Here is a 22,534-nt window from a genome sequence, read left to right as displayed (position 1 = left end):
CCATCCAGTCTGGGACAATTCACCGGATGATCACCCGAAGTTCGTTCGGATCTGCGTCACCTGGGCACCCACTTCCAGTATCGAGCAACATGAACTGTGTGAGCTTGGTGATCGGCAACGACCTCAACCGACTTCGGTTCAATGATAGCCAAGCTGGCCGGTCCGCCGGACCCGCGTGACCACTTTTCCGGCACCGTCGCGGTCGAGCTCAGCAGCCAGGCCCGCGTCCTGCACGAGGGTGACCGTGGCCCCGATCGGCCGGTGGGCACCGAGTAGCAAGCTGCGGCCGGGTGGCCATCGCCCTACGCGATCGCACCGCGCCGAGCGTTGTTCGCCAATCCTGGATCAGGTGTTTTCGGGCCCTGGGCGGTGCCGACGTATGTGTTGTCCGACAACGCGAAAAGACGAGAAGCCGTCACCGCCGGTCACATCGCAGGGTGCCAGTGCGCAACCGTGACGCGGTCTCGTTCAGCCGCTTCAACGGCGTCACGGCACTCACCTGCGAGCCGCCGCCGACCCGGCGTTCAAGGGCGGGGCGGAGAACAGCGGTCACGCTGGCCACGTCCGATATCGTGCCGGCGGCAACGCACCTGTTCGATACCTACGATTCGTTTGGCGACGTACAGGCGGCCTGTGAGCAGTTCATGCTCGAGATCCAGTGATGGTCGGCAAGAGCAAGCGCCGCGTCACAATGTGGATCGGATTGCGCTGACGCTACATACGAACGCGAGCCTACTAGGGGCGAGATCGGGAAGGATACCAGGGCAAACCAAGTGGGCGGTTGCGGCTAGCAGCGAGCGCTGAACGACCCAGGCCATCACGTTCGCTGACCGGATGCCAGCAGCCGAAGATCACTGATCGAAAGCATTCGACCACACGCAAAGTACACCGAATATTGGACAGCCCCGGGGGATGTCATTTGCCACCGTGAAGGAGATTGAATCGTACCGGGGTTTGGTGCACACCTCGTTACTAGTGTGTTCCAACGGATGTGGCGACATGCTGAGTGCAATAGTTGCGATCAGCGGGGATGCGTCGCGAGCACACGTCGACCAGAAGCGCGGTATAGACGAACCCGACAGCGTCCAACAGTAAGGTGAAACATTGATCGGACAGGGTCGGCAGCGTCGTCCATTGCCGGTCGACAAAGATCGATATGGCGCGATGCGCCTCATCACGCTCGGTCGTCACGATGCGACGTTTGCCCCGCACGACGCCCCTTCCGCGTCAGTCGTCCGACCTGGTCGCGGCCCATCTCGTGGTATAACGCCGCATCCTGCGCCACGGCTCTTACGCACGCCGTAAAGGCATGAGATTGCGCTTAAAGTCCTGGTAGGACAGCGTGTGCGGCGTACGGCTCAAATAGGTGAACCGCCGAGAACGGACCGCCGCGTTTCGCGGGCATAGTAAGGGGACGGAGCGATCTGCACGCCAAGTTCGCACAGCACGCCGGGCCGGGGCGACCGGCATGTCCTTAATGACCCAGTTTTCGCAGAGTCGCCTGACTAGGCGGACGCGACCGGTGCCAGCTCGCGGGCCTCGGCTACCTTACGCCGGAACTCAGCAACACTGTCCATCTTGATCTCTTCATACCCTCGGATCTCTTGGGGCATCGCCAAAATCGAGTTCACATGGTCGGCGGTATCCTGCGTGACCTCCGAAACCACCTCCGCGGTGAGCGCAGCGAACTCGCTGATCAACTCCCGCTCCACCTTCCGGACGTGGGCATATCCGAAGGGATCGAACGCAGTTCCGCGAAGTCTACGACTTTTTCGCAGCACGTGGAACGCGGGCTTGAACCATGGCCCGAGCGAGATCTTGCTCTTCATACCCAATGCGCGAAGTACCGGCGGATGAAGCTTGTACTTGTACCTCGCATTGTCACCGAACTCGTCTCGCACAGCGCGCTCGAACTCGGGATCAAGGTAAAGACGTGCGGTTTCGTATTCGTCCTTGTAGGCCATCAGCTTGAACATCGATTCCGCCGCGGTCTCGCTCAATAGCCCTGGCATTCCGAATGTTTCCGACTCTCGCGCAGCGACGTCGCTGACGAATCGGACGTAGGACAGTGCATACTTCACGTCCTGATAGTCCGCGAGGTCGGCCGCCAGAAAGCCGACACGGTCCTTCAGCTGCTCGCTCATTCCGGCGAGACCGTTGATGGCATCCCGCAGCATTGCACGCTGGCGGGCGGTCCGGGCTTCACGCGACCTCGAGGACGCACCCTTGGTGACGCTCGGCTCGAGGACGTGCATACGGCCCACTTTGATGGCACGCCGATTGGCGGCGACGGCTACCCCATTGAGTTCAATGGCCCGGTCGATAGACGCCAACGGGATTGGCAGGGCCCCGGCCTGGATCGCCATCCCCACCAGCACCATGTTCGCCAGTTGATCGGAACCGAACTCACGGTAGGCGATCGACCGGGCATCGGCGTACACCGAATCCTCTGGTCGACTGACGCCATCGAGCAAGCGGCGGACCGATGCAAGCTGGGGGAATCTTGTGCTCGGCCGGAGAATCATGGCGCCGGTGGGCACCTGCGCCGTGGAGATCACAGAGACCGTCCGTGATTTGGACGCAACCTTCAGGTTCGTGTCGTTGGCGGCGACCAGGAGGTCGCAGCCAAGGTACAGGTCGCATTCACCCTCGGCGAGCTTGTTCGTTCCGGGAATCGGACTGGTGGAGAACTTCAAGTCGGATACGACCGCTCCACCCTTTTGTGCCAAACCGAGCTGATCGAGACCGCGAACGTGCAGTCCCGCAAGTGCGCCGGCGGTGGACAGGATCTGCGCGACCGTCACGACGCCGGTACCGCCGACACCGGTGATCCGCACGTTGAATGCGTCGGGGCCCACCTTGGCTACGGGGAGTGGAAGATCTACCACATCCCGGTGGGCCGAGTCCGCACGCGAAGCGGTTTCCGGTTCCACCGCGATGAATGACGGACAGTCGCCATCCAGGCACGAATAGTCCTTGTTACACGATGCCTGATCGATCTTCGTCTTCCGTCCGAACACGGTGTCGGTCGGCTGCACGGACATGCAGTTCGACTTCTGACCGCAATCGCCACATCCCTCACACAAACGTTCGTTGATGAACGCTCGGGTCGTCGGCGATTCCACAAGTCCGCGCTTTCGTTTGCGTCGCAGCTCGGTTGCGCATTCCTGGTCGTGAATGAGCACCGTCACGCCCGTGGTCGCGGCCAGTTGCTCTTGCAGGGGGATGAGCTCCCTTCTGTCGAGTACTTTCACCGATCGCGGTAGCTTGACCTTTCGATACTTCTTGACGTCGTCGGTGGTGATTGCGACACGAGAAACGCCTTCAGCCAGCAGTTCCTGGACGATGTCGGGAACTGACATCTTGCCCACCGCGCTCTGCCCACCGGTCATCGCCACCGCGTCGTTGTAGAGGAGCTTGTAGGTGATGTTCACTCCTGCGGCCACCGCCGCCCGTATCGCAAGACTTCCCGAGTGGTGGAATGTGCCGTCACCCAGATTCTGGAACATGTGCTCGTCGGTGACGAAAGGCGCCATTCCAACCCAACTAGCGCCTTCGCCGCCCATCTGACCGAGAGTCGCGATCTGACCCACCCGATCTTCGGGCATCACCTTCACCAATGTGTGGCAGCCGATGCCGGCGCCGACCAGCGACCCTTCTGGGACCACCGTCGACCGGTTGTGCGGGCAGCCCGAGCAGAAGTACGGGGTACGAGTGAGCAATGGCAGCGTCAGCCGCTCACGCCGAATGGCCTTTTCCGGCTGCAGTTCACCCCACCTGTCCGGCAGCACCACGCCCAGGCGTCGAGCAAGTGCTTCCGCCAGCACTTCGGGCGGCAGGTCCGAATCAGCACGAAGAAGCGGCCGAGACTGATCATCTCGCTTTCCGACCACACGGGGAGCTCCGGGAACGCCATACAATGCATCCTTGACGGCCAGCTCCACAAACGGCCGCTTCTCCTCGACGACGAGTACTTCGTCGAGCCCGTTGCTGAACGCGCGAACCGCGTCGGCGTCGAGCGGATTGATCGCTCCGAGTTTCATCAGACGCACTCCCGAGTCGCCGAGCACATCCTCGGAGATCCCGAGACGTTCGAGCGCCTGCACCGTATCCCGGTATGTTGCGCCCGCAGCTATCACCCCGAGCTTCGCACCTTCATCGCCAACCGTCCCGTTGATATCGTTCGCCGCGACATACCTGGAGGCCAGTTCCATCCGCTCATACATCAGACTTCGCTCCAGCCGGCCGAGGGTGGGTTGCAGGAAGTCCGCGGAAACGTCGTGTACGTATTCTTCTCCGTCGATCACCCGGCTTGGCGAGGTGGCGGACACTCGGGTGGAATCCACCCGCACCGTCGCCGCCCCGTCAACGACGTTCGTCGCGAGCTTCACACCCACCCACAAACCGCTGAAACGCGACATGGCGACCGCGTGCAAACCGAAGTCCAGTACCTCCTGCGGATCGGACGGCACGAGGGTCGGTAGTCCCAATTCGGCCATGGCCGACTCGGAACTACTGGGCACGGTCGAAGACTTTGCGATCGAATCATCCCCAACCAGAACCACCGCTCCACCGTTTGGCGCAGCACCGCCCAAATTCGCATGCCGCAACGCATCACTTGCCCGGTCGAGACCGGGCGCCTTGCCGTACCAGAATCCGACGACTCCGTCGTACTCGCAGTTCGACGATGCGGAGGCCAACTGAGAGCCCTGTACGGCATTCGCTGCCAACTCCTCGTTGACCCCCGGCCGAAACACAATCGCCTCCTGGTCCAAGAGTTCGCGCTGCCGGTTGAGCTCCAAGTCGTATCCGGCGAGCGGTGACCCTTCATAACCACTGATGAGGGTGCCTGATCGCACGCCGGTGGCGACATCTCGCCGGCGCTGTTCCAACGGAACGCGCACCAGCGCCTGAAGTCCCGTGAGATACAGCTCCCCATCGGTCATCTCGTACCGGTCGCTCAGTGTGAAATCTCGTGTTCGAACCTGCGACACAACTACCTCCTGCTCTGATGTGGCCCAGCGACCATCTCCGGTCCGTGCCTCTCATGACATTCTCCTTCGAGTCCGGCTGTCGCACTACGGAAGAACCACCAAAGATGCGCGTGGCCGTCCGATACTCTTGTGGCATTCACACAAAGGAGGCGATCATGGTCCAAGTCGACTGGGGACCCGTTGTAGATCGCGTCGACGTGGTGCTCGACCGACTCGACGTGGTCACCGACCACACCGTTGCACGGATTCGCTCCGAACTGGTCGACTTCGCTCTCGTCCCCTACGCCGAGCATCGTGTCGCCGTGCGGGAACAGCTGAAGCACAGACTCATGGCTTTCCGAGAGAGGCGAGTGTGGCATGAGAATGAGCTGAACGGAGTTCGACAACTCGCCCGGCGACGGGCACATCAGACAATCGCTTTGGATGCGGTCATCCGGGCCTACTACGTGGGTGACCAAGAGTTGTGGAAGAACCTGAGTTCAGAATCAGACGAGGCGCAACCACTTCTGCCGGAGTTGGCATCACTCATGCTCGAGTCACTGCAGTCGGTGACGTCCACGCTCGCGCTAGCGCACGGCTCCGAGGTGCGAACACGTGACCGCGCACGTATGGCGGTGTCGCAGAGGCTGATCGATTTGCTCAGTTCACGCTCACTCGAGATCGAAGCAGCTCGGCTGGCCGAGTATCTCGGTTTCGAGGTCGAACAGCCATTCGCGGGAATTGCCTACGCCGCCGCCACACACGAAGTGCCGCAAAGCATCGAGTCCCTCGAGGCGGACCTTGTGGAACGCCGGCTCGTTGCGTACGGAGGCATCGGCACGACTCGGGTTCTGCTCTCTCAAGCCGGCGACGCGGACGTCGAGCAGATCGCGGAGTTGTTGACGACCGCCGGCTATCGAGTCGGCATAGGTTCCAACCGTGCCGGGATTGCTGGTGCGTCACGTTCGCTGCGTCAGGCACAGCTTGCCTTGGACGCGACAACACCCGGGAACACCGTCAGCAGATTCAGCTCGGACTGGATCATCAATTGTGTTGTGAGCCTTCGAGAACTTCTCGAGGACGAGGTCTTCCAGGTCGCGGAGGTCGCAAGAGCTCATCGGTCACTGCGCGACACAGTTGTCGCCTACTCGGAATCGGACATGTCCATCCGCCAATGCGCGCGGATGAGTCATCTCCATGCCAACACCGTCGTCTATCGTCTCAGCCGCTGGCATGAGCTGACCGGTTGGGACCCGCGCACATTCCTCGGTCTCACTCACTCGGTTGTGGCCTGCGCGCTCGCCGACGCCACGACAGCCCCCTGAGTAGAGGCGTTGTGCCGGAGAGACATTGAGGAGTCGGCGGGCGATGACGCGGCCGTCAACCTCCGATTTGTTCCTGCGCTCGCTCGATATCCGCCAGAGTAACGCGAAGATGCTGCACCGTGACCTCTGTTGCTCCTTCGATGTCGTTGTCCCGGTAGCAGCGGATCAACTGTCGATGCTCTTCATTCGACTCCGCCTGACGACTGCTGTTCATTCCGAGTGAGAGGGCTACGTACATCGAAGCGCTGTCGCGGAGGTTCGAGATGACCGATGCGAGACGGCTGGAGTCGTCGTCGAAGGCGAACAGAGAGTGAAATTGCCTGTTCAGTTCCGACCATTCTGCAAGCTCTGTGGTCTTCGCGAGCTCGGCGCAGATCTCGTCTGCCCGGTCCAACTGCTCTGTAGTGATTCGTCCCATCACCCGTCGCACCATCAGCGGTTCCAGAGCGATCCGCATCTCGTAGAGTTCGCGAACCTCGTCGAGGTCGAGAGTGCGCACGCGTGAGCCCCGGTGCGGATCGAACACGACCAGGCCTTCGCCGGCCAGATCACGCAGCGCCTCACGAATTGGTGTGTTGCTGACATTGAGCTTGGTGGCCAGCTCGGATTGGATCAGCCGCGTACCGCCGGCGAGCGTTCCGTTGAGGATCGCCTCCCGGATGGTCTCACGCACCCAGACGTGGGCCGTGAGCGCACGGTCATTCCGAGCGTTCAGGCCAGATGTCATGCCTTCCCCCTGAGGTGCAACGTCATACGGTCGCTGACAGCCTACCGCTCCAGACTTGATGACCGCGGACCGCGAATTCCGAGCGGATGCTGGGCTCCGAGTGTTGGCCGGCGATCAGACACGACAGCAGAATGCGCGCTTTGCGGGCGTCGAGCCAGCCGCCCAGAATGGCACCTTTGTTCGCCAGGTCTGATTCCGAGCCGGGGAATGCATAACTGTTGTCGTGGGTCCGGCCGGCCCCGGTCCGCGAGGTCACGACCACGGGAATTATCGAGGTGGCGCGTTGGACCGCCCGTGCGCAGGACGCTGAGACATGTCCGACACCGAATCCGGCCAGCACTACTCCGTCGAATCCGCACTCCACGATCGCGTCGAGCACTTCGCCGTCGTCGCCGAGGTACGTTTCGAGTAGGGCTACGCGTGATGGAGCATGACGTCCCGGAAGCTCGAGCGGTAGAGGGCGGTCCACACGATTGCCGAAATAGACCTGGCGTTCGTCCACATAACCGATGGGCCCGAAATCGGCGGTGGCGAACGCTCCCAGTCCGCTGGCCCGCGCCTTGCGTACCCTGCATGCCGCGTGCACCTCGTCGTTGAGCACCACCAGCACGCCACGGTCACGTGAGCGGTTTGCGCTCGCAACCCGAACTGCCGCCATGAGATTGGCAGGTCCGTCCGCGCCGGGGAGTTCCGGGGAACGCATCGCTCCGGTGATGACCAACGGCGCAGCCGAATCCCAGTAGATATCGAGAAGGTAGGCGGTCTCCTCGATCGTGTCCGTTCCTTGAATCAGCACGACCCCGTCGGCCCCGCGTGCGACCTGGCTGCGCGCCCACGCCAACCCACGCAAGACACTCTCGAAGGTCAGCGATGCACCCGGAACCGTATCGAGCGTTTCGGTGTGTAGCTCGGCGACATCTGCCAATCCGGGCACCGCACCCATGAGCTGTTCGGCACTCAACGCAGGATTCACGCCCACTCCGTCGGCGGCCGCCGAGGTCATGGTGATCGTCCCCCCGAACGATGCCGCAGCTATCCGTGGACCCGACATTCCACATCGCCCCTTCCTTGTCTCACGAAGCCGTCGGCGACGGCGACTGCTGAATGACTTTTACAACGGTCAGAACATGCACAACCGATGCTGCAATGTATACCATGCATCATGCAGTGCGTACCGACGGTCCTTGGTGATCGTCATTGCCACCTGTCTGCGACTTGCCGTACGTTCGGAAACCAATTCAGGAGATACTCATGGACAACGACCTCATCATCGCCGGCGGAACACTCGTGTCGCCGCAAGGCAAACGACGGGGCAACGTCCTCATCCGAGACGGGCAGGTGTCTGCCATCACCCAGGCTGTACCGCCAGATGTCCAAGTAATCGATGCAACGGGGCTGTTCGTGATGCCCGGCGCGGTCGACACGCACGTGCATCTGATGGATCCGGGTAGTCCCGAGCGCGAGGACTTCCCTACCGGGACGAGCGCGGCTGCGGTGTCCGGGGTCACCACCATCATCGAGCATTCCCACGGCCGTCCGGTACGCACCACGGCCGACCTCAACGAGAAGCGGCACTACTTGGTCGGTCGCTCGTCAGTGGACTTCGGCCTGGCGGCGCATGCCTGGCCGGGAAGTTCGAGCGACGTGGCCGACTTGTGGATTGCCGGAGCGGCGTTTTTCAAGGTCTTTACCTGCACCACTCACGGTGTCCCTGGCCACAATCCCGCTGCGCTCAAGGCACATCTCGAGGCGACTGCACTCAGCGGCGCAGTGAGCTTGATCCATTGCGAAGACGAATCCCTCACTGCAGAAGCAGAATCGCTGCTACGAGAAGATGGACGCGATGACAACGCTATCCTCATCGACTGGCGTAACCGCGATGCCGAAATCGTCGCGGCCGCCGTCGCCGCGATCCTGGTTCGACGTACCTCGGCACGCGCATCGGTTGCGCATGTCAGCAATCCAGAGGTTGCCGCCTACATCGCCGCTGAGCGCGCGCGCGGCGCACTGCTCTTCGCAGAGAGTTGTCCACAGTACTTTCTGCTTCGCGAGGACGAGGTTCACCACCAGGGGCCACTACGCAAGTTCACCCCGCCGGCCCGCGCGAGAACATCTGACGATGAGGCTCAGATGTGGAGGCTACTCAGGGAGGGAACGCTGACGCACATGTCCACCGATCATGCCCCGTCGACTCTCGAGCAGAAGAGAGACGGAGACATCTGGAATGTGCACTTCGGCCTGCCAGGCCTCGACAGCACAATGTCGCTACTCCTGGATGCAGCCGCACGCGATCAGCTGGCTTACGAGGATGTTGTGCGAGTCTATTGTGAGAAACCAGCCCAGATCTACGGCCTCTGGCCTCGAAAAGGCAGACTTGCCGTGGGCGCCGATGCAGACATCCTGCTCGTCGACCCAACCGCAAAGCGAACTCTTCGGAATGACGATGTCCTTTCCAAGGCCGGCTGGACACCCTATGACGGACGCGAAGTGCAGGGCAGAGTCGTACAAACGTTCCTGCGCGGTCAGCTGATCGCCGAGGAAGGCAAGCCGGTGAACGATCGAGTCGGTCGTTTTCTGCCGGGTGCGGGGGCAGTCGAAGCGTGAGATCCTGCGATTGGTCTTCGCTGTGATGAACCACTTCCGATGCGGATGATTCATCGAGGTGGTCACACCCAGTTCGGCACCACCAAGAGCAGCCATGACACGAGCGGCCCGACAATCACCATCGCGCCAGTGAACTTCAGCAAGCCTCGGTACAGGCTCGGACGCCACCGTTCCGGCGCGTTGGCGAGGTAGATTGCTCCGCCGGTGGAGAAAGGCGACAGATCCACCAATGAGGACGAGATCGCCAGCGCGATGAGGAATCCCACCACCGAGACATGCCCCGTGGCCAGGAACGGCACCGCGAGGGGGACGATCATCCCGAGCAGCCCCGTGGTGGAGGCGGCCGCCGACGCGACGGCCGCCACCACCAGGATGAGCAATGCCGTGATCATCGGCGCTCCGGCCGTCGCGACCTTGGCGCCTGCCCACTCCACGGTTCCGTTTTCCTCGAGGAGCCCGACATAGGTCAGCACACCACATATGAGCAGGATCACGCCCCAGCTGATCTCCGACATCGCATTCTTACTCGACCCGGGGAACACCAGGGTCAGCACGACGGCGATGGTGAGAGCGAGAAACCCTATGTCCCAACCGATGACAAGGCCGCCTATGGCTAGCACCACGAATCCGGCCAAGGTCACGTAGTTCTCGACACCCGGTCGGTGAACTTCGGTCGGTGCGGCCATCGCACCGGGCCCACTCGGCCGGGAGTTGCCCACCACCGGAAACCGCTCCTCGCCGGAGAGATCTCCGTCGTCGGAGGCGTTCGAGCGGTGAGCCAGTCGCAGCACCACCGCGGTTCCGACAGCCACGAGAGTGGTCATGGCGAGCACACCGAGGTAGAGAACGGTCGGATTGACCTCGATGCCGCTTCGTTCGCCCACGCTGTTGACGATCAGTCCGAGCGGCGCAATAGGCGAGAATGATCCGGCGATGCAACCCAATCCGATGACGATGCTGGACAGCAGCGGATCCAGCCGATACTTGACCGCGAAGCTCATGGCGATTGGCGCGAGCATCGCCGCCACGGCCGGCGAGAACGCCCCGATCGAGCAGATGATGAGTCCCAACACGAACAGAACCCAAGGGATCACGTGCGCGCGATTACCGGTCAATCGCACGGCACCTTCGACCATCCAATCGACTGTTCCACTCGCGCGAGCGACCGAGAACAGGTACGTGATGCCCACGAGCATCACAAACAAGTTCGCAGGAAAGGGCTCGAGTATCTCGGGCACGGTGGACCCGAACCCGACCGTTCCGACGATGAACGCGGCGACCAGCGACAGCGCGCCAAGATTGATCGGTCGTACAGTTCCCAAGACGAGGATGCCCGCAAGCACCAGGACGCCGATGATGTGCATATGGGTTTGCATGTTGTTGCTTTCGCTTCAAGAGAATTGATTGGCTGCAGCTACTTCGCCGACGTAGGGTCACGCGCGCAATAGTCGGATCACTTCGGCGACGTCCGGCGCCGCCGGCAGGTCTCGCAATGCCGACACGATGTCATCACGGTGCGACGGAGCCCACACCGCGGTGGTGATCGACCGGAACTTGCGCTCTACCACATCGAAATCCAGGTCACCGTCCGGCTCACCAGACGGGGCGTCGATCCTGACCTCCTCGTCACCGACCGCGAGAACAGCACCAGCGGTCGCGACATCGGGATTGGCGGTGATCTCGATCTGGTCGATCAGGGTCTCGACCGCCACATCACCCAGATGGTCGTACACCCCCCATCCGAGATTTCCGTATTGCAATGCTGTCGCGACCTGAAAATAGGCACTGAACTGGCCATCCACCGTGGTCGTCGGACGCAACTTTGTCGACACCGCCCCGCCGACGATATCGAGAGCGATCGGACTGATCTCGAGCGTGACGCCGGCGCCGGCCAGCTGCCCAGACGATAGTGTGCGTCGGACCTCGAGCGCTGCGTCGATCGCACCGTGGGTGAGTCGGCACGCGGGGTACGGCTTGACGCCGGTCCCGAGGAAGCGCCAGTCGCGCCCCAACGCCGCAGTCAGCACACTTGGGTCCGGATCGGTCGAGAACGCCTGCAGCGCACCATATCGCCCGGTCAGCGGATCTGTGGTGCCACGAAAATCGGCGTGCGCGAGGTCAAGTGCGAACAGCGCATCACGCGCCGCCAACCCGGGGTGAATACGCTTGTTCCACGTGCCGTCCTCGAGACACTGCAGCGATCCCGACGCCATGGAGCCAGCGATGCCCAGCGCGCTGGCCGTCTGCTCCTCATCCAGTCTCCGCAGCACGGCTCCGGCCGCTACCGCACCGAAGATGCCCGCCAGCCCCGTGGGATGAAAGCCGCGATCGTAGGGCGATTGGCCGAGCGCTTCACCGACGCGGCATGCGATCTCATATCCCGCGGCGAGTGCGATGACCAAGCGGCTGCCATTGACCTGCAGAGCCTCCGCGATCGGCAGCGCAGCGGCGATGACGGGAGCCCCCGGATGCAACGACGACGAGATCGTCGTGTCGTCGAAGTCCAGCGAGTGGGCGTACGCGCCATTCAAGAAGGCCGCGAGATCCATTCGCAGCGCCCCGGTTTCACCGACCACAGTGTATTCCGCGCCGGGATTGACGGTCGGACCATGTGACGGATATGTGGCCGCTCGCAGCGATTTGCTGGAGTCTGCATATACCTTGCCCGCCGCGGCCACAGCGATAAAGTCCAGAAGGTGTAAGGGTATCCGGGCACATACCTCCGGGGACAAGTCGTCGAAGGTGAGGCCGGCAATCCAGGTCGCCATCGGTGACGCCCCATTACCGGGCGATTCTTGTGTCATCGTTTCTGCCATCCATCAGCTGGGATACAAAGCGGCTGTCGACTATGTACAGGGAGACCCATCCTCCACCAGGTCGGTCAACACCATAATGTGGTGATTGAACCCACATAGCGGTGAAGAATAGGCATGTGTCGCCGATCACGTCAACCGGAAGATCTGGGCTCCAGCTATCATCCACCGTCTACTTGCGTCCCACATCACACCACGATACGGTTGCTCAAACCACATTATGGTTATCGAGCTCATGGAGGTTGCGTTGTCCACTGAATCGGTGCAGGTATTGGGAAAAATCATGCGGATCCTCGACAGCTTCACCCCAGATCAGCCCCGCCTTACCATCACGGAGATCCGACGAATCACCGGCCTACCGCCGACCACCACAGCGCGCCTCGTCCGGACACTGGTCGACCATGACCTGCTCCGCAGAACCGAGGACCACTACTCGATCGGGCTTCGGTCGCTGAGCTGGACCGAAGCGGCCACCGCCGGTTCGGACCTTCTCGAGGCCCTCGGTCCGGTGCTGGTCGAATTGCGCGACCTGTCGGGAGAAACCTCTGGGGCCTATGTCCGCAGAGGCAACAGTCGAGTCGCGATCGCCGTCGAACTGTCACAACGTTCCGTGGTGTACCAGGCTCGCGTCGGGCAGGTGATGCCGATGCACGCCGGCGCAGCCGGCAAGGTGTTCATGGCGTTCAGCGACGACATCTACCGAGCTGCGGTGGCGCAGGAAGGACCCGACGCGGGCGGGGCGCTATCCGACCTGGGCGCCCTTCGCAGCGAGTGTGACAGCATCCGCGCGCAAGGCTGGGCGTATACGCAGGGTGAACGGGAGGTCGGGCTAAATTCGCTCGCCGCACCCGTCCGAGACACCTCCGGCCTGATCATCGCGACCCTTGCAATCGGCGGGCCCTCGCTGCGCCTCTCCCCTGAAGTCGCCGAGCGGCTCGGCCCGGAGATCGCACTGTCTGCGGAGCGGCTGTCCCGGCGACTCGGCTGGCGCGACGAGGCATCACCTGCCGACACACCTGACATGCCTGCGAGAAACCGCCCGACTGCTTGATCCGAAGGGACCCGACACCGTGCCCAATATCATCGAAAAGCTCTGGGAGTCGCACGTCGTTCATCGCGCGCCCGACTCCCCCGACCTCCTCTACGTGGACTTTCACCTTCTTCACGAAGGGTCTAGCCCGCAGGCGTTCGATGGCCTGCGACGCTCCGGTCGACGCGTTCGCCGGCCAGACCTGACGCTGGCCACCGAGGACCACATCGTGCCCACCGGAACACTGACCTATCCCCCACGCAACACCACTGCCGCATTGCTCATGCGGACACTGCGTGCAAACTGCGAAGAATTCGGGATCACCCTGCACCCCATGAATTCCCAAGGCCAAGGGATCGTTCACGTCATCGGACCAGAACTCGGCGTCACCCAGCCTGGGATGACGGTCCTCTGCGGAGACAGCCATACCAGCACCCACGGCGCGTTCGGTGCGCTTGCATTCGGCATCGGAACCAGTCAGGTCGAACATGTGCTCGCCACCCAAACCCTCGCCGCGAAAAAGCCCAAGACCATGGCGGTCAACGTTCTCGGTGCCCTGCCCACCGGGGCGACAGCCAAAGACCTGGCGCTGTACATCATTTCCCAGATCGGCACCGGCGGGGCACAAGGGCACATCGTCGAGTACCGTGGCGACGCCATCCGTTCGCTTTCCATGGAGCAGCGTATGACATTGTGCAACATGAGTATTGAGCTCGGAGCCCGCGCCGGTCTGGTCGGTCCGGACGAGACCACATTCGACTACCTGCGCGGTCGTTCGTACGCACCCAGCGAGAACCAGTGGGCTGCCGCAACCGAACGATGGCTGAGCTTCAGCAGCGACGACGACAGCGACTACGACGCCCAGATCGACATCGACGCAGGTGAAGTGTCACCGTACGTCACCTGGGGCACGAATCCCAGTCAGGCGGCACCACTATCCGCGACCGTGCCAGAGCCTGATTCGATAGCGAATTCCGAAGAACGACTCGCCGCCGACAATGCCCTGCAATACATGGATCTCGTGCCCGGCACACCTCTGTCTGCGATCCGCGTCGACACAGTCTTCCTCGGCTCGTGCACAAACGGTCGTATCGAGGATCTTCGGGCCGCGGCGGACATCCTGCGCGGACGAGCCGTCGCGAGCGGGGTCCGAATGGTGGTGGTTCCCGGATCGATGGCGGTCAAAGCCGATGCCGAAGCGGAGGGACTCAACCGCGTCTTCACCGACGCCGGTGCGGAATGGCGCAATCCGGGCTGCTCGTTGTGTGTCGGCATGAACGACGACGTCCTTGCGCGTGGTCAGCGAGCCGCGTCCACATCCAACCGCAATTTCGAAGGGCGACAGGGAAAGGGATCTCGCACCCACCTGGTATCGCCTGCTGTTGCCGCGGCGACCGCCGTCACCGGGCAACTCACCTCTCCCGACAGATTGGCGGTACTCGCATGAAGCCGATTCCCTTCCACCGCGGGACTGCGATCGCGGTCAACCGGACGTCCATCGACACCGACATCATCATCCCGGCCAAGCATTGCCTACGAGTGACACGCAGCGGATTCGCCGACCATCTGTTCGAGGGTTGGCGCTCCGACCCCAACTTCGCCCTGAACGACGACCGTCGTCGCGAGGCAACCGTCCTGGTGGCCGGACGCGACTTCGGCACCGGGTCCTCACGGGAGGCGGCCGTTTGGGCTCTGCAGGAGTGGGGTTTTCAGGTAATCGTGTCTTCGCGATTCGGCGACATCTTCTACACCAATTGCGGTAACAACGGTGTCGTGGCCGCGCGTATCGACGACGCGCCCCTGCACGATCTGATGAGTGCTGTGCTCGACCGGCCGGACACGACAGTCAGCATCGATCTCCCCACGAAGACCCTCGAGTGGCGCGACGGCCACGTCCGACATCAAACGCTCATCGATATCGACGACTTCACCAGCCGGCGTCTGATCGAGGGTCTTGACGACATAGACATCACCCTGCAGCGCGACTCGGAGATCACGACCTATGAGCACGCCAACAGTCGATATCTACCCAGAAAGGCCACCGTCGCATGATCGAGCCGACCGTTCCCATCGCGTCTCCGGGTGCTCGTCTGCGCGCCCTCGTGGAGACCGGTGAGTTCATCGCCGCCCCCGGTATCTACGACGGCCTCACCGCCGCACTTGTGGAATCAACGGGTTTCCCCGCCGCCTATGTGTCCGGTGGTGCTGCTTCTGTCGCGGTGACGGGTGTACCCGACCTCGGACTGATGACGGCGTCGGAGATGGCCGCACATGTCAGTCGGCTCCGCGCAATGTCCTCGCTGCCCCTGATCGTCGACATCGATACCGGCTACGGAAATGAACTCAACGTCCGCCACACCATCGAACGGATGTGGCGAGCGGGAGCCGCCGCGGTACACATCGAAGATCAGCAGTTGCCCAAGCGATGCGGTCACTTGTCGGGGAAGTCGATCTCATCGCTGGCCGATTCGGTCTCGCGGGTACGCGCTGCCGTGATCGCCGCCGCCGGCACGGATCTGATGGTGATTGCACGAACCGACGCATTGGCGGTCGAGGGCCGGGAGGCGGCCATCACCCGCGCTCATGCATTCGAAGACGCCGGCGCCGACATGATCTTCATCGAAGCACCAGAAAGCATCGACGACCTCGAGGCCATCGGATCGTCGGTGACTACCCCTCTGGTGGTCAACGTGATCGCCAATTCACGCACACCGGTGCTGTCCGCCGACGAGTACCGCGATCTCGGCTTCAGCGTGGGGATCTACCCGGCGGTGACGATCGCGGCGGCGGCCGGTGCCGTCCGGTCCGCACTACATCAACTGATAGCCAACGGATTGCCGCCCGTTGACGGCGAAGGTCCGGCCGATCTGTTCGAGATCGTGGGTCTGAGCAGCTGGCTGGAGTGGCCAAGGCAGAACGGCCTGGTCCCCGAGGGCAGGACGGCGGGATGAACCCCGGTCCAGATCGATCCGGTCCACAGACCATCCCAGCGGTGCTCATGCGCGGCGGCACCAGCAAGGGTGTGTACTTCCACGTCGGCGACCTGCCTGCCGACCGCTCGGAGCGCGACGAGATCCTGTTGCGCGTGATGGGCTCACCGGATCCTCTGCAGATCGACGGCCTCGGCGGGTCACGTGCCATCACCTCGAAGGTTGCGATCGTCGGCCCCTCCACCCGGTCCGACGCGGATGTCGACTACACCTTCGCTCAGGTGGCTGTCGATCAGTCGCTTGTGCAGTGGAACGGCAACTGCGGAAACATATCTGCCGGCGTAGGACCCTTCGCGGTCGACGAGGGCCTGGTATCGGCGACCGACGGCATCACCCGAGTGCGCATCTTCAACACCAACACGGGCAAGGTGATGACCGCTTACGTCCCGGTCACGGGCGGTCGACACAACCCGGCGGGCACCTTCGCCATCCCAGGCGTTCCGGGCACCGGCGCCGAGATCGTCATGGACTGGTCGGCAACCATTGGTTCTCGTACCGGGAAACTACTACCAACAGACAATGTCGTGGATCTCCTGACGCTTTCCGATGGCAGTAGCGTTCCGGTCACGATCTGCGACGTCGCGAATCCGGCGGTCTGGGTGTCCGCCTCATCGATCCAAGCTCGTGGCAACGAATCCAAGGCCGAGATCGACGAGTCCGGACCACTACTGCGCACACTGCAGGAGATCCGGGCACGGGTTGCCGAGAAGCTCCGGATATCCCCGAACTGGCAGGACGCGGACAAGATCACACCGGGTCTACCCGTGGTCGGGATGGTTGCGCCGCCATCCGGGTACACCACGATCGACGGCACCCCGGTCGCCGCAGATCGGATGGACCTATCGGTTCGATTGCTCTTCATGGGCAAAGTGCACGAAAGCCTGGCCGGCACCGCGTCGGTCAACCTCGCAGCGGCTTCCCGAACCCCGGGGACTGTTGTCGCCGACGCGATGGCCAATATCGACTCAGAGCGACTCCATGCGGGGCATCCCTCCGGCGTCATGAGCGTATCGGTCGCCTGTGAACCCGGCGAGCACACCACACCACGGTTTCACCTGCTCGGCATGGGCAGGACAGCACGGCGCATCGCCGACTGTCAGATCTACCTCTGAAGACGCCACTTCCCCACCTCCCACATGCGAGGACAACGTCTTTTTTCGTACCCACAACCAGCACGACATCGGAGCACAATCATGATCAGAGTAGGGACAACAATGGCAGCGGGCGCGCTGGTCGCAAGCCTCGCACTGAGTGCCTGTTCGGCCGACGGGGATGGCGGCGATGCCACGTCGTTCGACATCGCCGTCAGCAACGCCACCGAGCCGTACTCGATCCCGTGGCTTGTCGGTAAGGACCAGGGGTTCTTCGAAGATCGAGGCGTGACGATCGGCGACATCGTCCCGAGCAAGGGCGGCGGCACGACTGTCCGCAACATGCTCAGCGGCGACCTGCCGATCGCCGACGTCGGATTCACCTCCGTGCTCGAAACCCAGGGATCTGGAGCCGATCTGACCGTCGTGGGCGGCGCCACGCAGAGTGTCTACGGGCTGGACTTCTACTCGCTGTCCAGCAACGCCGACATCGAAGGCATCAATGACATCTCGCGGTGGGCCTACACCAACCCGCAGTCGGTCACCCAGGCGCTGACGTTCATTCTTCCGCAGGTGGCCGGCGCAACACAGCCGATCGAACGGGTGTCGTCGGGTGGGGTCGGAGAAGGAGTCGCCCTCCTCGAAGCCGGCGACGTCGACGTCGCCGTGGTGCCGCCATCAGTCGTTGCCAAAACCGACAAATTCCGCGTGGCAGTGTCGAGTGCCGACTATCTCGAAAAGTTCCAGCAGAGCGTCATCACCACCACTCCCGAGTTCGCCGGCGACAACCCGGACACCGTGCGGGCGGTGGTCGCCGGCTACGCCGAATCGGTCGACCACATCCGAGCGCATCCTGATGACGCCGCCCAGCTCTATGCCGACTACATCGGTATCGATCTCGAAGCGGCCAAAACGATTGTGGGCAAGGCAGTTCAGTACGACAACTGGGGAGCGGGTTTCAACGCGGACGCGATCGAACAAGCGGTTGAGGCGCAACGCGTCGCCATGGATACCGACGACCTCGAATTCTGCAATCTGTTCCACGACGACTTCCTACCCGACGACGTCTCCGACACCCTCCCCGACGAATGCAAGTGAGCACACCATGAACACCAAATCCCAAGCAGCGCCCGGCTCAGTGATCGACCCACCAACACCGATCGTGCAGGTCAGCGGTGTCGAACAACACTTCGGTTCGGTGCACGCCCTCGGTCCCGTCGACCTCACGATCGAGCGCGGTGAGTTCGTATCCATCGTCGGGCCGAGTGGTTGCGGCAAGTCGACCCTGCTCGAGATCGTCGGCGCACTCCAGGACCCGTTCCGAGGAACGGTAGAGGTCGGCGGATCACGGCTCAACGGTCCTCGCCGTCACACCGCGATCGTCTTCCAAGAGTCGGCGACGCTGCCCTGGCGCACGGTGCTCGACAATGTCGCATTCGCACTGGAGGTCAGAGGCGTCGGCAAGCGAGCACGCCGCGATCGAGCTCGCGAACTCGTCGGAGCCGTCGGGCTGAGCGGGTTCGAAGACCACTACCCTGCACAGCTGTCCGGGGGTATGCGACAGCGCGTGGCCATGGCACGCGCGATGTCCATGGAACCCGACCTGGTCCTCGCCGACGAGCCCTTCGGTGCACTCGACGAACAGACACGGATGCTCATGGCAGAGGAGCTGCTGCGCGTGGTCTCGACCATCGGTTGCGGCGTTCTGTTCATCACGCACAGCATCCAAGAAGCGGTGCTCCTCTCCGACCGAGTGCTGGTGATGGGAAGGCGCCCAGGAACGTTCATCGACGAAGTGCCGATCACGCTGCCGCGACCGCGGGCCCATGCTGCCCTGTCGGAAGCCTCTGCCACGGCCGCCCAAGATCGGATCTGGAGCCAGATTCGAGCAGAGGCCGAAGCTGCGATGGGACAACAACGGTGAGTGCACGGTCATCGGTCGTACCATCGTATGTCCGCCCGACACCGCGCCGGGTGTCCGGCCTACCGGCACCGGCATGGACGGCCGTGATGGTCGTTGTCGCGATCCTGGGTCTGGAGATCTACGCGCGCTCGGGTGCCATCTCACGTCTTGACCTCATCCCGGTGAGCGAGATGGCTTCGCGGGCCACAGAGTTGCTCGGCAACCGAGAGTTCGTCGTCGACGCACTGATCCGCAGCCTGATGCTCATCTGCGTCAGTTTCGTGGCGTCCGCGGCAACCGGTATCATCGTCGCCTATCTGATGTCTCGGTCGTGGTGGGTCCACCGCGCGGTCAAGCCGTACATCAACGTCTTCTATGCGTTGCCGATCTTCGCCCTCTACCCGGTGATGGTCGTGATGTTCGGTACCGGCATACTGCCGATCATTCTCCTGGCCACGTTGTTCAGCGTCGTGATCGTGATCTCGAACTCGCTGGTCGGGTTTGAGGCCACCCCGACGATCGCGCGGAAGCTGGCGAAGTCTCTCGAGATGACGACCAGCCAACAGTTTCGGAAGATCCTGCTCCCATCCGCACTCCCCGATATCCTCGCCGGCCTCAAACTAGGGCTTTCCTATACGATCATCGCGGTATTGGCCACCGAGTTCATCTTGGCTACTTCGGGCCTCGGCCATGTGGTCAACGAGGCGTACAACAATTTCGACACCGTGGACATGTACGCGGGCATCCTCTTCGTCAGCGCCTTTGCCCTCGTGGCCAACCTCGCGCTCAGCGCCGCACTGAAGTCGTTCGATTGGAGAAGGCGATGACTTCAACCGTCAAGTCGACACCCGTTTGTTCCAGGATGCTGCGTGCAGCGCCACCATGGGTACCACCCATCCTGCTCGCCGGCGTGGTTCTCCTCGCTTGGGCCGTCACAGCTTCACTCGCCGACAGCGCCGTCTACCCCGGTCCGATCGAGGCGTTGCAGAGTTTGCTCTCAGACATCGGCAGCAGCCGTCTGCAGGACAGCATTGTCGACACCACCAGAGTTCTACTCTTCTCCTACCTGGCCGCCGTAGCGGTCGGATCGATCGCCGGGATGCTCCTCGGGTTGAGCGCTTTCTGGTCCACCGCGACACTGCCTGTTGTGTACGCACTCAACAGCATTCCGAAGATCGTTCTGTATCCGATATTTCTGCTGTTTCTCGGTATCGGCGACTTCAGTCGAGGGTCCTTTGCATTTGTCTCCGGGGTCTTGCCGATGTTCTTGATCATGGTCGAGGCAACGTCCAACGTCAGTCGTCTCCATCTCAAGCCCGCTGCCAGCCTGGGTATGTCACGGATCTCCCTGATGCGGCGCATCGTCGTGCCGAGCGTCCTTCCTTCATTCGCCTCGGGCATGCGCTTGTGCTTCGGACTCACTCTCATCGGACTCATCTTGGCCGAGATGTTCTCCAGCTCCACTGGGCTCGGCTACGAACTGCTGCGCAATCTGTCCCTGGCGCGGGTGGAAGACATCCTCGGTCAGGTGATCTTGATCGGATTACTCGCGCTGATACCGACCTTCGCTCTCCAGTACCTGGAGATTCGGATACGCAATCGTTACGAGGTGGCTCCATGACAACGACTCCGACCACCGGCATCGCCGACCCCGCCGCGTTGCCGACAGACCCCAACGGCGTCACCGGACGCCTCGCAACCTTTGTCGCATCACTGAGCTACGACGACATCCCGGCGGAGGTCCGTCTACGAGCCGCTCATGTGATGCTGGATGGGCTGGCATGTGCTTTGGTCGGCGCACGCCTGCCCTGGTCGGTGCGCGCTGTCGAGGCTGTCCTCGCCATGGAGGGGCAGGGAGACGTCCCCCTCCTGGGTTGGGCGCGCACCACCTCAGCGCCCGCCGCCTGTCTGCTGAACGGCACTTTCATCCAGGGTTTCGAGCTCGACGACTATCATGTGCATGCCCCGCTGCACAGCAACTCACTGGTACTCCCCAGTGCCATCAGCACGATCACCATGCTCGACCGCGCTGTCTCCGGTGACGAGTTGCTTACTGCGCTGGTTGCCGGTTATGAGGTCGGGCCACGCGTCGGACTCGCACTACATGGAGCTGAAATGCTCTCTCGTGGATGGCATTCCGGAGCAGTGTTCGGAACACATGCGAGTGCCGCTACCTCTGCCTGGCTCCGCGGGCTTGACGCAGCACAAGTCGAAGACGCCCTTGGGCTTGCTGCCACCCAGTCGGCGGGCCTCATGGCAGCTCAGTATGAGGCGATGTCCAAGCGGATGCACCACGGCTTCGCGTCCCGCAACGGTTGGTACGCGGCCGGACTCGCGCAGGCGGGATACACCGGAATCAAACGTGTCTATGAGCGGCCCTACGGCGGATTCCTCGCCACATTCGGCGAGGGACATAATCCAGACGCCGACCTCATCGCTTCCGATCTCGGTCGTGAATGGACACTGATGGATACTGCCGTCAAGGCCTACGCGTCCATGGCGGCAACGCACGCCCCGATCGACTGTGCGCTCGAAGCGCGCTCTCGAGGAATCGCAGTTGACGACATCGAGTCCGTGGACATCGAAGTTTCCCATGCCGCTTACCATCACGGGTGGTGGGAGCCCACCAGACCACTCGAGACCATCGGCGCCCAGATGAACATCGGCTACACCGTCGCGGTTGCCCTCCTCGACGAGCAGGTCTTGGCCGAACAGTTCGCCAGCGCGCGTATCGACTCCGACGACGTCTGGCGGCTGCTGAACCGCATACGTGTACATCACCGTGCGGACTTCGATGGTCCGCAGAGCCGATTCCGCGCTCGTATGCGCCTCCAACTCCGCGGTGCTGCGCCAGTCACCTTCGAGGTCGACGGACCGCTCGGTGGCGCGACGCGACCCCTCTCGAATTCCGACATTGTGACCAAGGCCCGACGACTCGCCGATTCCATCGGGATCACCGCACGTTGGCACGAGATCGAAAGCCATGTACTCGATCTCGAATCGGTGACCGACGCATCCGAGATCGTCAGACTCGTCGCAGCCGACGTTGCTGCGTTGCCTGTATCCCTCTGATCAGAA

General features: G+C 62.5%; 19 protein-coding genes and 1 pseudogene. 14 read left to right on the top strand and 6 right to left on the bottom strand.

Translation table 11 applies throughout. The features are described 5' to 3' along the window. Positions 1 to 141: 141 nt before the first annotated feature. Together OSB52_RS03815 and OSB52_RS25135 are read left to right on the top strand one after the other, a co-directional pair. Positions 142 to 276, top strand: coding sequence for a hypothetical protein (locus OSB52_RS03815; RefSeq protein ID WP_266060258.1), 135 nt, complete (start codon positions 142 to 144; stop codon positions 274 to 276). A gap of 11 nt (positions 277 to 287) precedes the next feature. Further along, positions 288 to 647 (top strand): annotated as a pseudogene (locus OSB52_RS25135) (IS21 family transposase); the annotation flags it as partial. 325 nt (positions 648 to 972) lie between these two features. Here the strand turns inward: OSB52_RS25135 and OSB52_RS03805 are convergent. Next, positions 973 to 1,191, bottom strand: coding sequence for a hypothetical protein (locus OSB52_RS03805; protein ID WP_266060255.1), 219 nt, complete (start codon positions 1,189 to 1,191; stop codon positions 973 to 975). 314 nt (positions 1,192 to 1,505) lie between these two features. Continuing rightward, positions 1,506 to 4,994 carry an indolepyruvate ferredoxin oxidoreductase family protein gene (locus OSB52_RS03800; RefSeq protein ID WP_266060254.1) on the bottom strand — a complete coding sequence of 1,163 codons (3,489 nt, stop codon included), beginning with the start codon at positions 4,992 to 4,994 and terminating at the stop codon, positions 1,506 to 1,508. A 155-nt stretch (positions 4,995 to 5,149) separates the two neighbouring features. Between OSB52_RS03800 and OSB52_RS03795 the strand changes: the two genes are divergently transcribed. Continuing rightward, positions 5,150 to 6,298 carry a PucR family transcriptional regulator gene (locus tag OSB52_RS03795; RefSeq protein WP_266060253.1) on the top strand — a complete coding sequence of 383 codons (1,149 nt, stop codon included), beginning with the start codon at positions 5,150 to 5,152 and terminating at the stop codon, positions 6,296 to 6,298. A 55-nt stretch (positions 6,299 to 6,353) separates the two neighbouring features. On the opposite strand, the gene OSB52_RS03790 is transcribed toward OSB52_RS03795, so the two are convergent. Both OSB52_RS03790 and OSB52_RS03785 read right to left on the bottom strand, forming a co-directional pair. After that, positions 6,354 to 7,025, bottom strand: a complete 672-nt coding sequence (locus OSB52_RS03790) for a GntR family transcriptional regulator (protein WP_266060251.1) — start codon at positions 7,023 to 7,025, stop codon at positions 6,354 to 6,356. 22 nt (positions 7,026 to 7,047) lie between these two features. After that, entirely contained in the window at positions 7,048 to 8,076 is a 1,029-nt protein-coding gene (locus OSB52_RS03785; protein ID WP_266060250.1) for an asparaginase, read from the bottom strand. Between the two features lie 200 nt (positions 8,077 to 8,276). On the opposite strand from OSB52_RS03785, the gene OSB52_RS03780 reads away from it, so the two are divergent. Next, on the top strand, positions 8,277 to 9,629 hold the full coding sequence (locus OSB52_RS03780; protein ID WP_266060249.1) for a dihydroorotase: 1,353 nt from the start codon (positions 8,277 to 8,279) through the stop codon (positions 9,627 to 9,629). 62 nt (positions 9,630 to 9,691) lie between these two features. Here the strand turns inward: OSB52_RS03780 and OSB52_RS03775 are convergent, their stop codons facing one another. Together OSB52_RS03775 and OSB52_RS03770 are read right to left on the bottom strand one after the other, a co-directional pair. Beyond that, positions 9,692 to 11,005 (bottom strand): SLC13 family permease, encoded by a 1,314-nt coding sequence (locus OSB52_RS03775; protein WP_266060248.1) that lies wholly within the window; start codon positions 11,003 to 11,005, stop codon positions 9,692 to 9,694. Between the two features lie 57 nt (positions 11,006 to 11,062). Next, a complete protein-coding gene (locus OSB52_RS03770) occupies positions 11,063 to 12,433 on the bottom strand; it encodes an MmgE/PrpD family protein (protein WP_266060247.1) in 1,371 nt (456 codons plus the stop codon). A 256-nt stretch (positions 12,434 to 12,689) separates the two neighbouring features. Between OSB52_RS03770 and OSB52_RS03765 the strand changes: the two genes are divergently transcribed. The 10 genes from OSB52_RS03765 to OSB52_RS03720 all read left to right on the top strand — a co-directional run bounded on the left by OSB52_RS03765 (position 12,690) and on the right by OSB52_RS03720 (position 22,528). Next, a complete protein-coding gene (locus tag OSB52_RS03765; protein ID WP_266060246.1) occupies positions 12,690 to 13,493 on the top strand; it encodes an IclR family transcriptional regulator in 804 nt (267 codons plus the stop codon). Between the two features lie 28 nt (positions 13,494 to 13,521). Next, complete coding sequence (gene leuC, locus OSB52_RS03760) at positions 13,522 to 14,919, top strand: 3-isopropylmalate dehydratase large subunit (RefSeq protein WP_443673198.1); 1,398 nt, start codon at positions 13,522 to 13,524, stop codon at positions 14,917 to 14,919. After that, positions 14,916 to 15,524, top strand: a complete 609-nt coding sequence (gene leuD / locus OSB52_RS03755; RefSeq protein WP_160904046.1) for a 3-isopropylmalate dehydratase small subunit — start codon at positions 14,916 to 14,918, stop codon at positions 15,522 to 15,524. Before leuC ends, leuD begins: the two co-directional genes overlap by 4 nt. Next, complete coding sequence (locus tag OSB52_RS03750) at positions 15,521 to 16,423, top strand: isocitrate lyase/PEP mutase family protein (RefSeq protein ID WP_266060243.1); 903 nt, start codon at positions 15,521 to 15,523, stop codon at positions 16,421 to 16,423. The genes leuD and OSB52_RS03750 overlap by 4 nt, the downstream gene beginning before the upstream one ends. Continuing rightward, a complete protein-coding gene (locus tag OSB52_RS03745) occupies positions 16,420 to 17,574 on the top strand; it encodes a 2-methylaconitate cis-trans isomerase PrpF family protein (RefSeq protein ID WP_266060242.1) in 1,155 nt (384 codons plus the stop codon). Before OSB52_RS03750 ends, OSB52_RS03745 begins: the two co-directional genes overlap by 4 nt. A 102-nt stretch (positions 17,575 to 17,676) precedes the next feature. Continuing rightward, on the top strand, positions 17,677 to 18,651 hold the full coding sequence (locus OSB52_RS03740) for an ABC transporter substrate-binding protein (protein WP_266060241.1): 975 nt from the start codon (positions 17,677 to 17,679) through the stop codon (positions 18,649 to 18,651). Between the two features lie 7 nt (positions 18,652 to 18,658). Further along, on the top strand, positions 18,659 to 19,477 hold the full coding sequence (locus OSB52_RS03735; RefSeq protein WP_266060240.1) for an ABC transporter ATP-binding protein: 819 nt from the start codon (positions 18,659 to 18,661) through the stop codon (positions 19,475 to 19,477). A gap of 86 nt (positions 19,478 to 19,563) precedes the next feature. Beyond that, complete coding sequence (locus OSB52_RS03730) at positions 19,564 to 20,283, top strand: ABC transporter permease (RefSeq protein WP_266060239.1); 720 nt, start codon at positions 19,564 to 19,566, stop codon at positions 20,281 to 20,283. Then, positions 20,268 to 21,077, top strand: coding sequence for an ABC transporter permease (locus OSB52_RS03725; protein ID WP_266060238.1), 810 nt, complete (start codon positions 20,268 to 20,270; stop codon positions 21,075 to 21,077). Before OSB52_RS03730 ends, OSB52_RS03725 begins: the two co-directional genes overlap by 16 nt. Beyond that, the gene (locus OSB52_RS03720; RefSeq protein ID WP_266060237.1) at positions 21,074 to 22,528 is read left to right on the top strand and encodes an MmgE/PrpD family protein; all 1,455 of its coding nucleotides are present in this window, start codon (positions 21,074 to 21,076) and stop codon (positions 22,526 to 22,528) included. Before OSB52_RS03725 ends, OSB52_RS03720 begins: the two co-directional genes overlap by 4 nt. Positions 22,529 to 22,534 lie beyond the last annotated feature (6 nt).

This window comes from Gordonia aquimaris, from assembly GCF_026262595.1.
GTDB classification, from domain to species: Bacteria; Actinomycetota; Actinomycetes; order Mycobacteriales; family Mycobacteriaceae; genus Gordonia; species Gordonia tangerina.
Note: the sequence above shows the minus strand (reverse complement) of the source record. Positions and strands in the feature narration are given on the sequence as shown.

Bases quoted from the DNA above. Each gene is read 5' to 3' on its own strand.
- OSB52_RS03815 (WP_266060258.1), top strand. From the start codon at position 142: ATGATAGCCAAGCTGGCCGGTCCGCCGGACCCGCGTGACCACTTTTCC.
- OSB52_RS03795 (WP_266060253.1), top strand. From the start codon at position 5,150: ATGGTCCAAGTCGACTGGGGACCCGTTGTAGATCGCGTCGACGTGGTG.
- OSB52_RS03790 (WP_266060251.1), bottom strand. From the start codon at position 7,025: ATGACATCTGGCCTGAACGCTCGGAATGACCGTGCGCTCACGGCCCAC.
- OSB52_RS03785 (WP_266060250.1), bottom strand. From the start codon at position 8,076: ATGTCGGGTCCACGGATAGCTGCGGCATCGTTCGGGGGGACGATCACC.
- OSB52_RS03780 (WP_266060249.1), top strand. From the start codon at position 8,277: ATGGACAACGACCTCATCATCGCCGGCGGAACACTCGTGTCGCCGCAA.
- OSB52_RS03775 (WP_266060248.1), bottom strand. From the start codon at position 11,005: ATGCAAACCCATATGCACATCATCGGCGTCCTGGTGCTTGCGGGCATC.
- OSB52_RS03770 (WP_266060247.1), bottom strand. From the start codon at position 12,433: ATGACACAAGAATCGCCCGGTAATGGGGCGTCACCGATGGCGACCTGG.
- leuD (WP_160904046.1), top strand. From the start codon at position 14,916: ATGAAGCCGATTCCCTTCCACCGCGGGACTGCGATCGCGGTCAACCGG.
- OSB52_RS03750 (WP_266060243.1), top strand. From the start codon at position 15,521: ATGATCGAGCCGACCGTTCCCATCGCGTCTCCGGGTGCTCGTCTGCGC.
- OSB52_RS03745 (WP_266060242.1), top strand. From the start codon at position 16,420: ATGAACCCCGGTCCAGATCGATCCGGTCCACAGACCATCCCAGCGGTG.
- OSB52_RS03740 (WP_266060241.1), top strand. From the start codon at position 17,677: ATGGCAGCGGGCGCGCTGGTCGCAAGCCTCGCACTGAGTGCCTGTTCG.
- OSB52_RS03735 (WP_266060240.1), top strand. From the start codon at position 18,659: ATGAACACCAAATCCCAAGCAGCGCCCGGCTCAGTGATCGACCCACCA.
- OSB52_RS03730 (WP_266060239.1), top strand. From the start codon at position 19,564: ATGGTCGTTGTCGCGATCCTGGGTCTGGAGATCTACGCGCGCTCGGGT.
- OSB52_RS03720 (WP_266060237.1), top strand. From the start codon at position 21,074: ATGACAACGACTCCGACCACCGGCATCGCCGACCCCGCCGCGTTGCCG.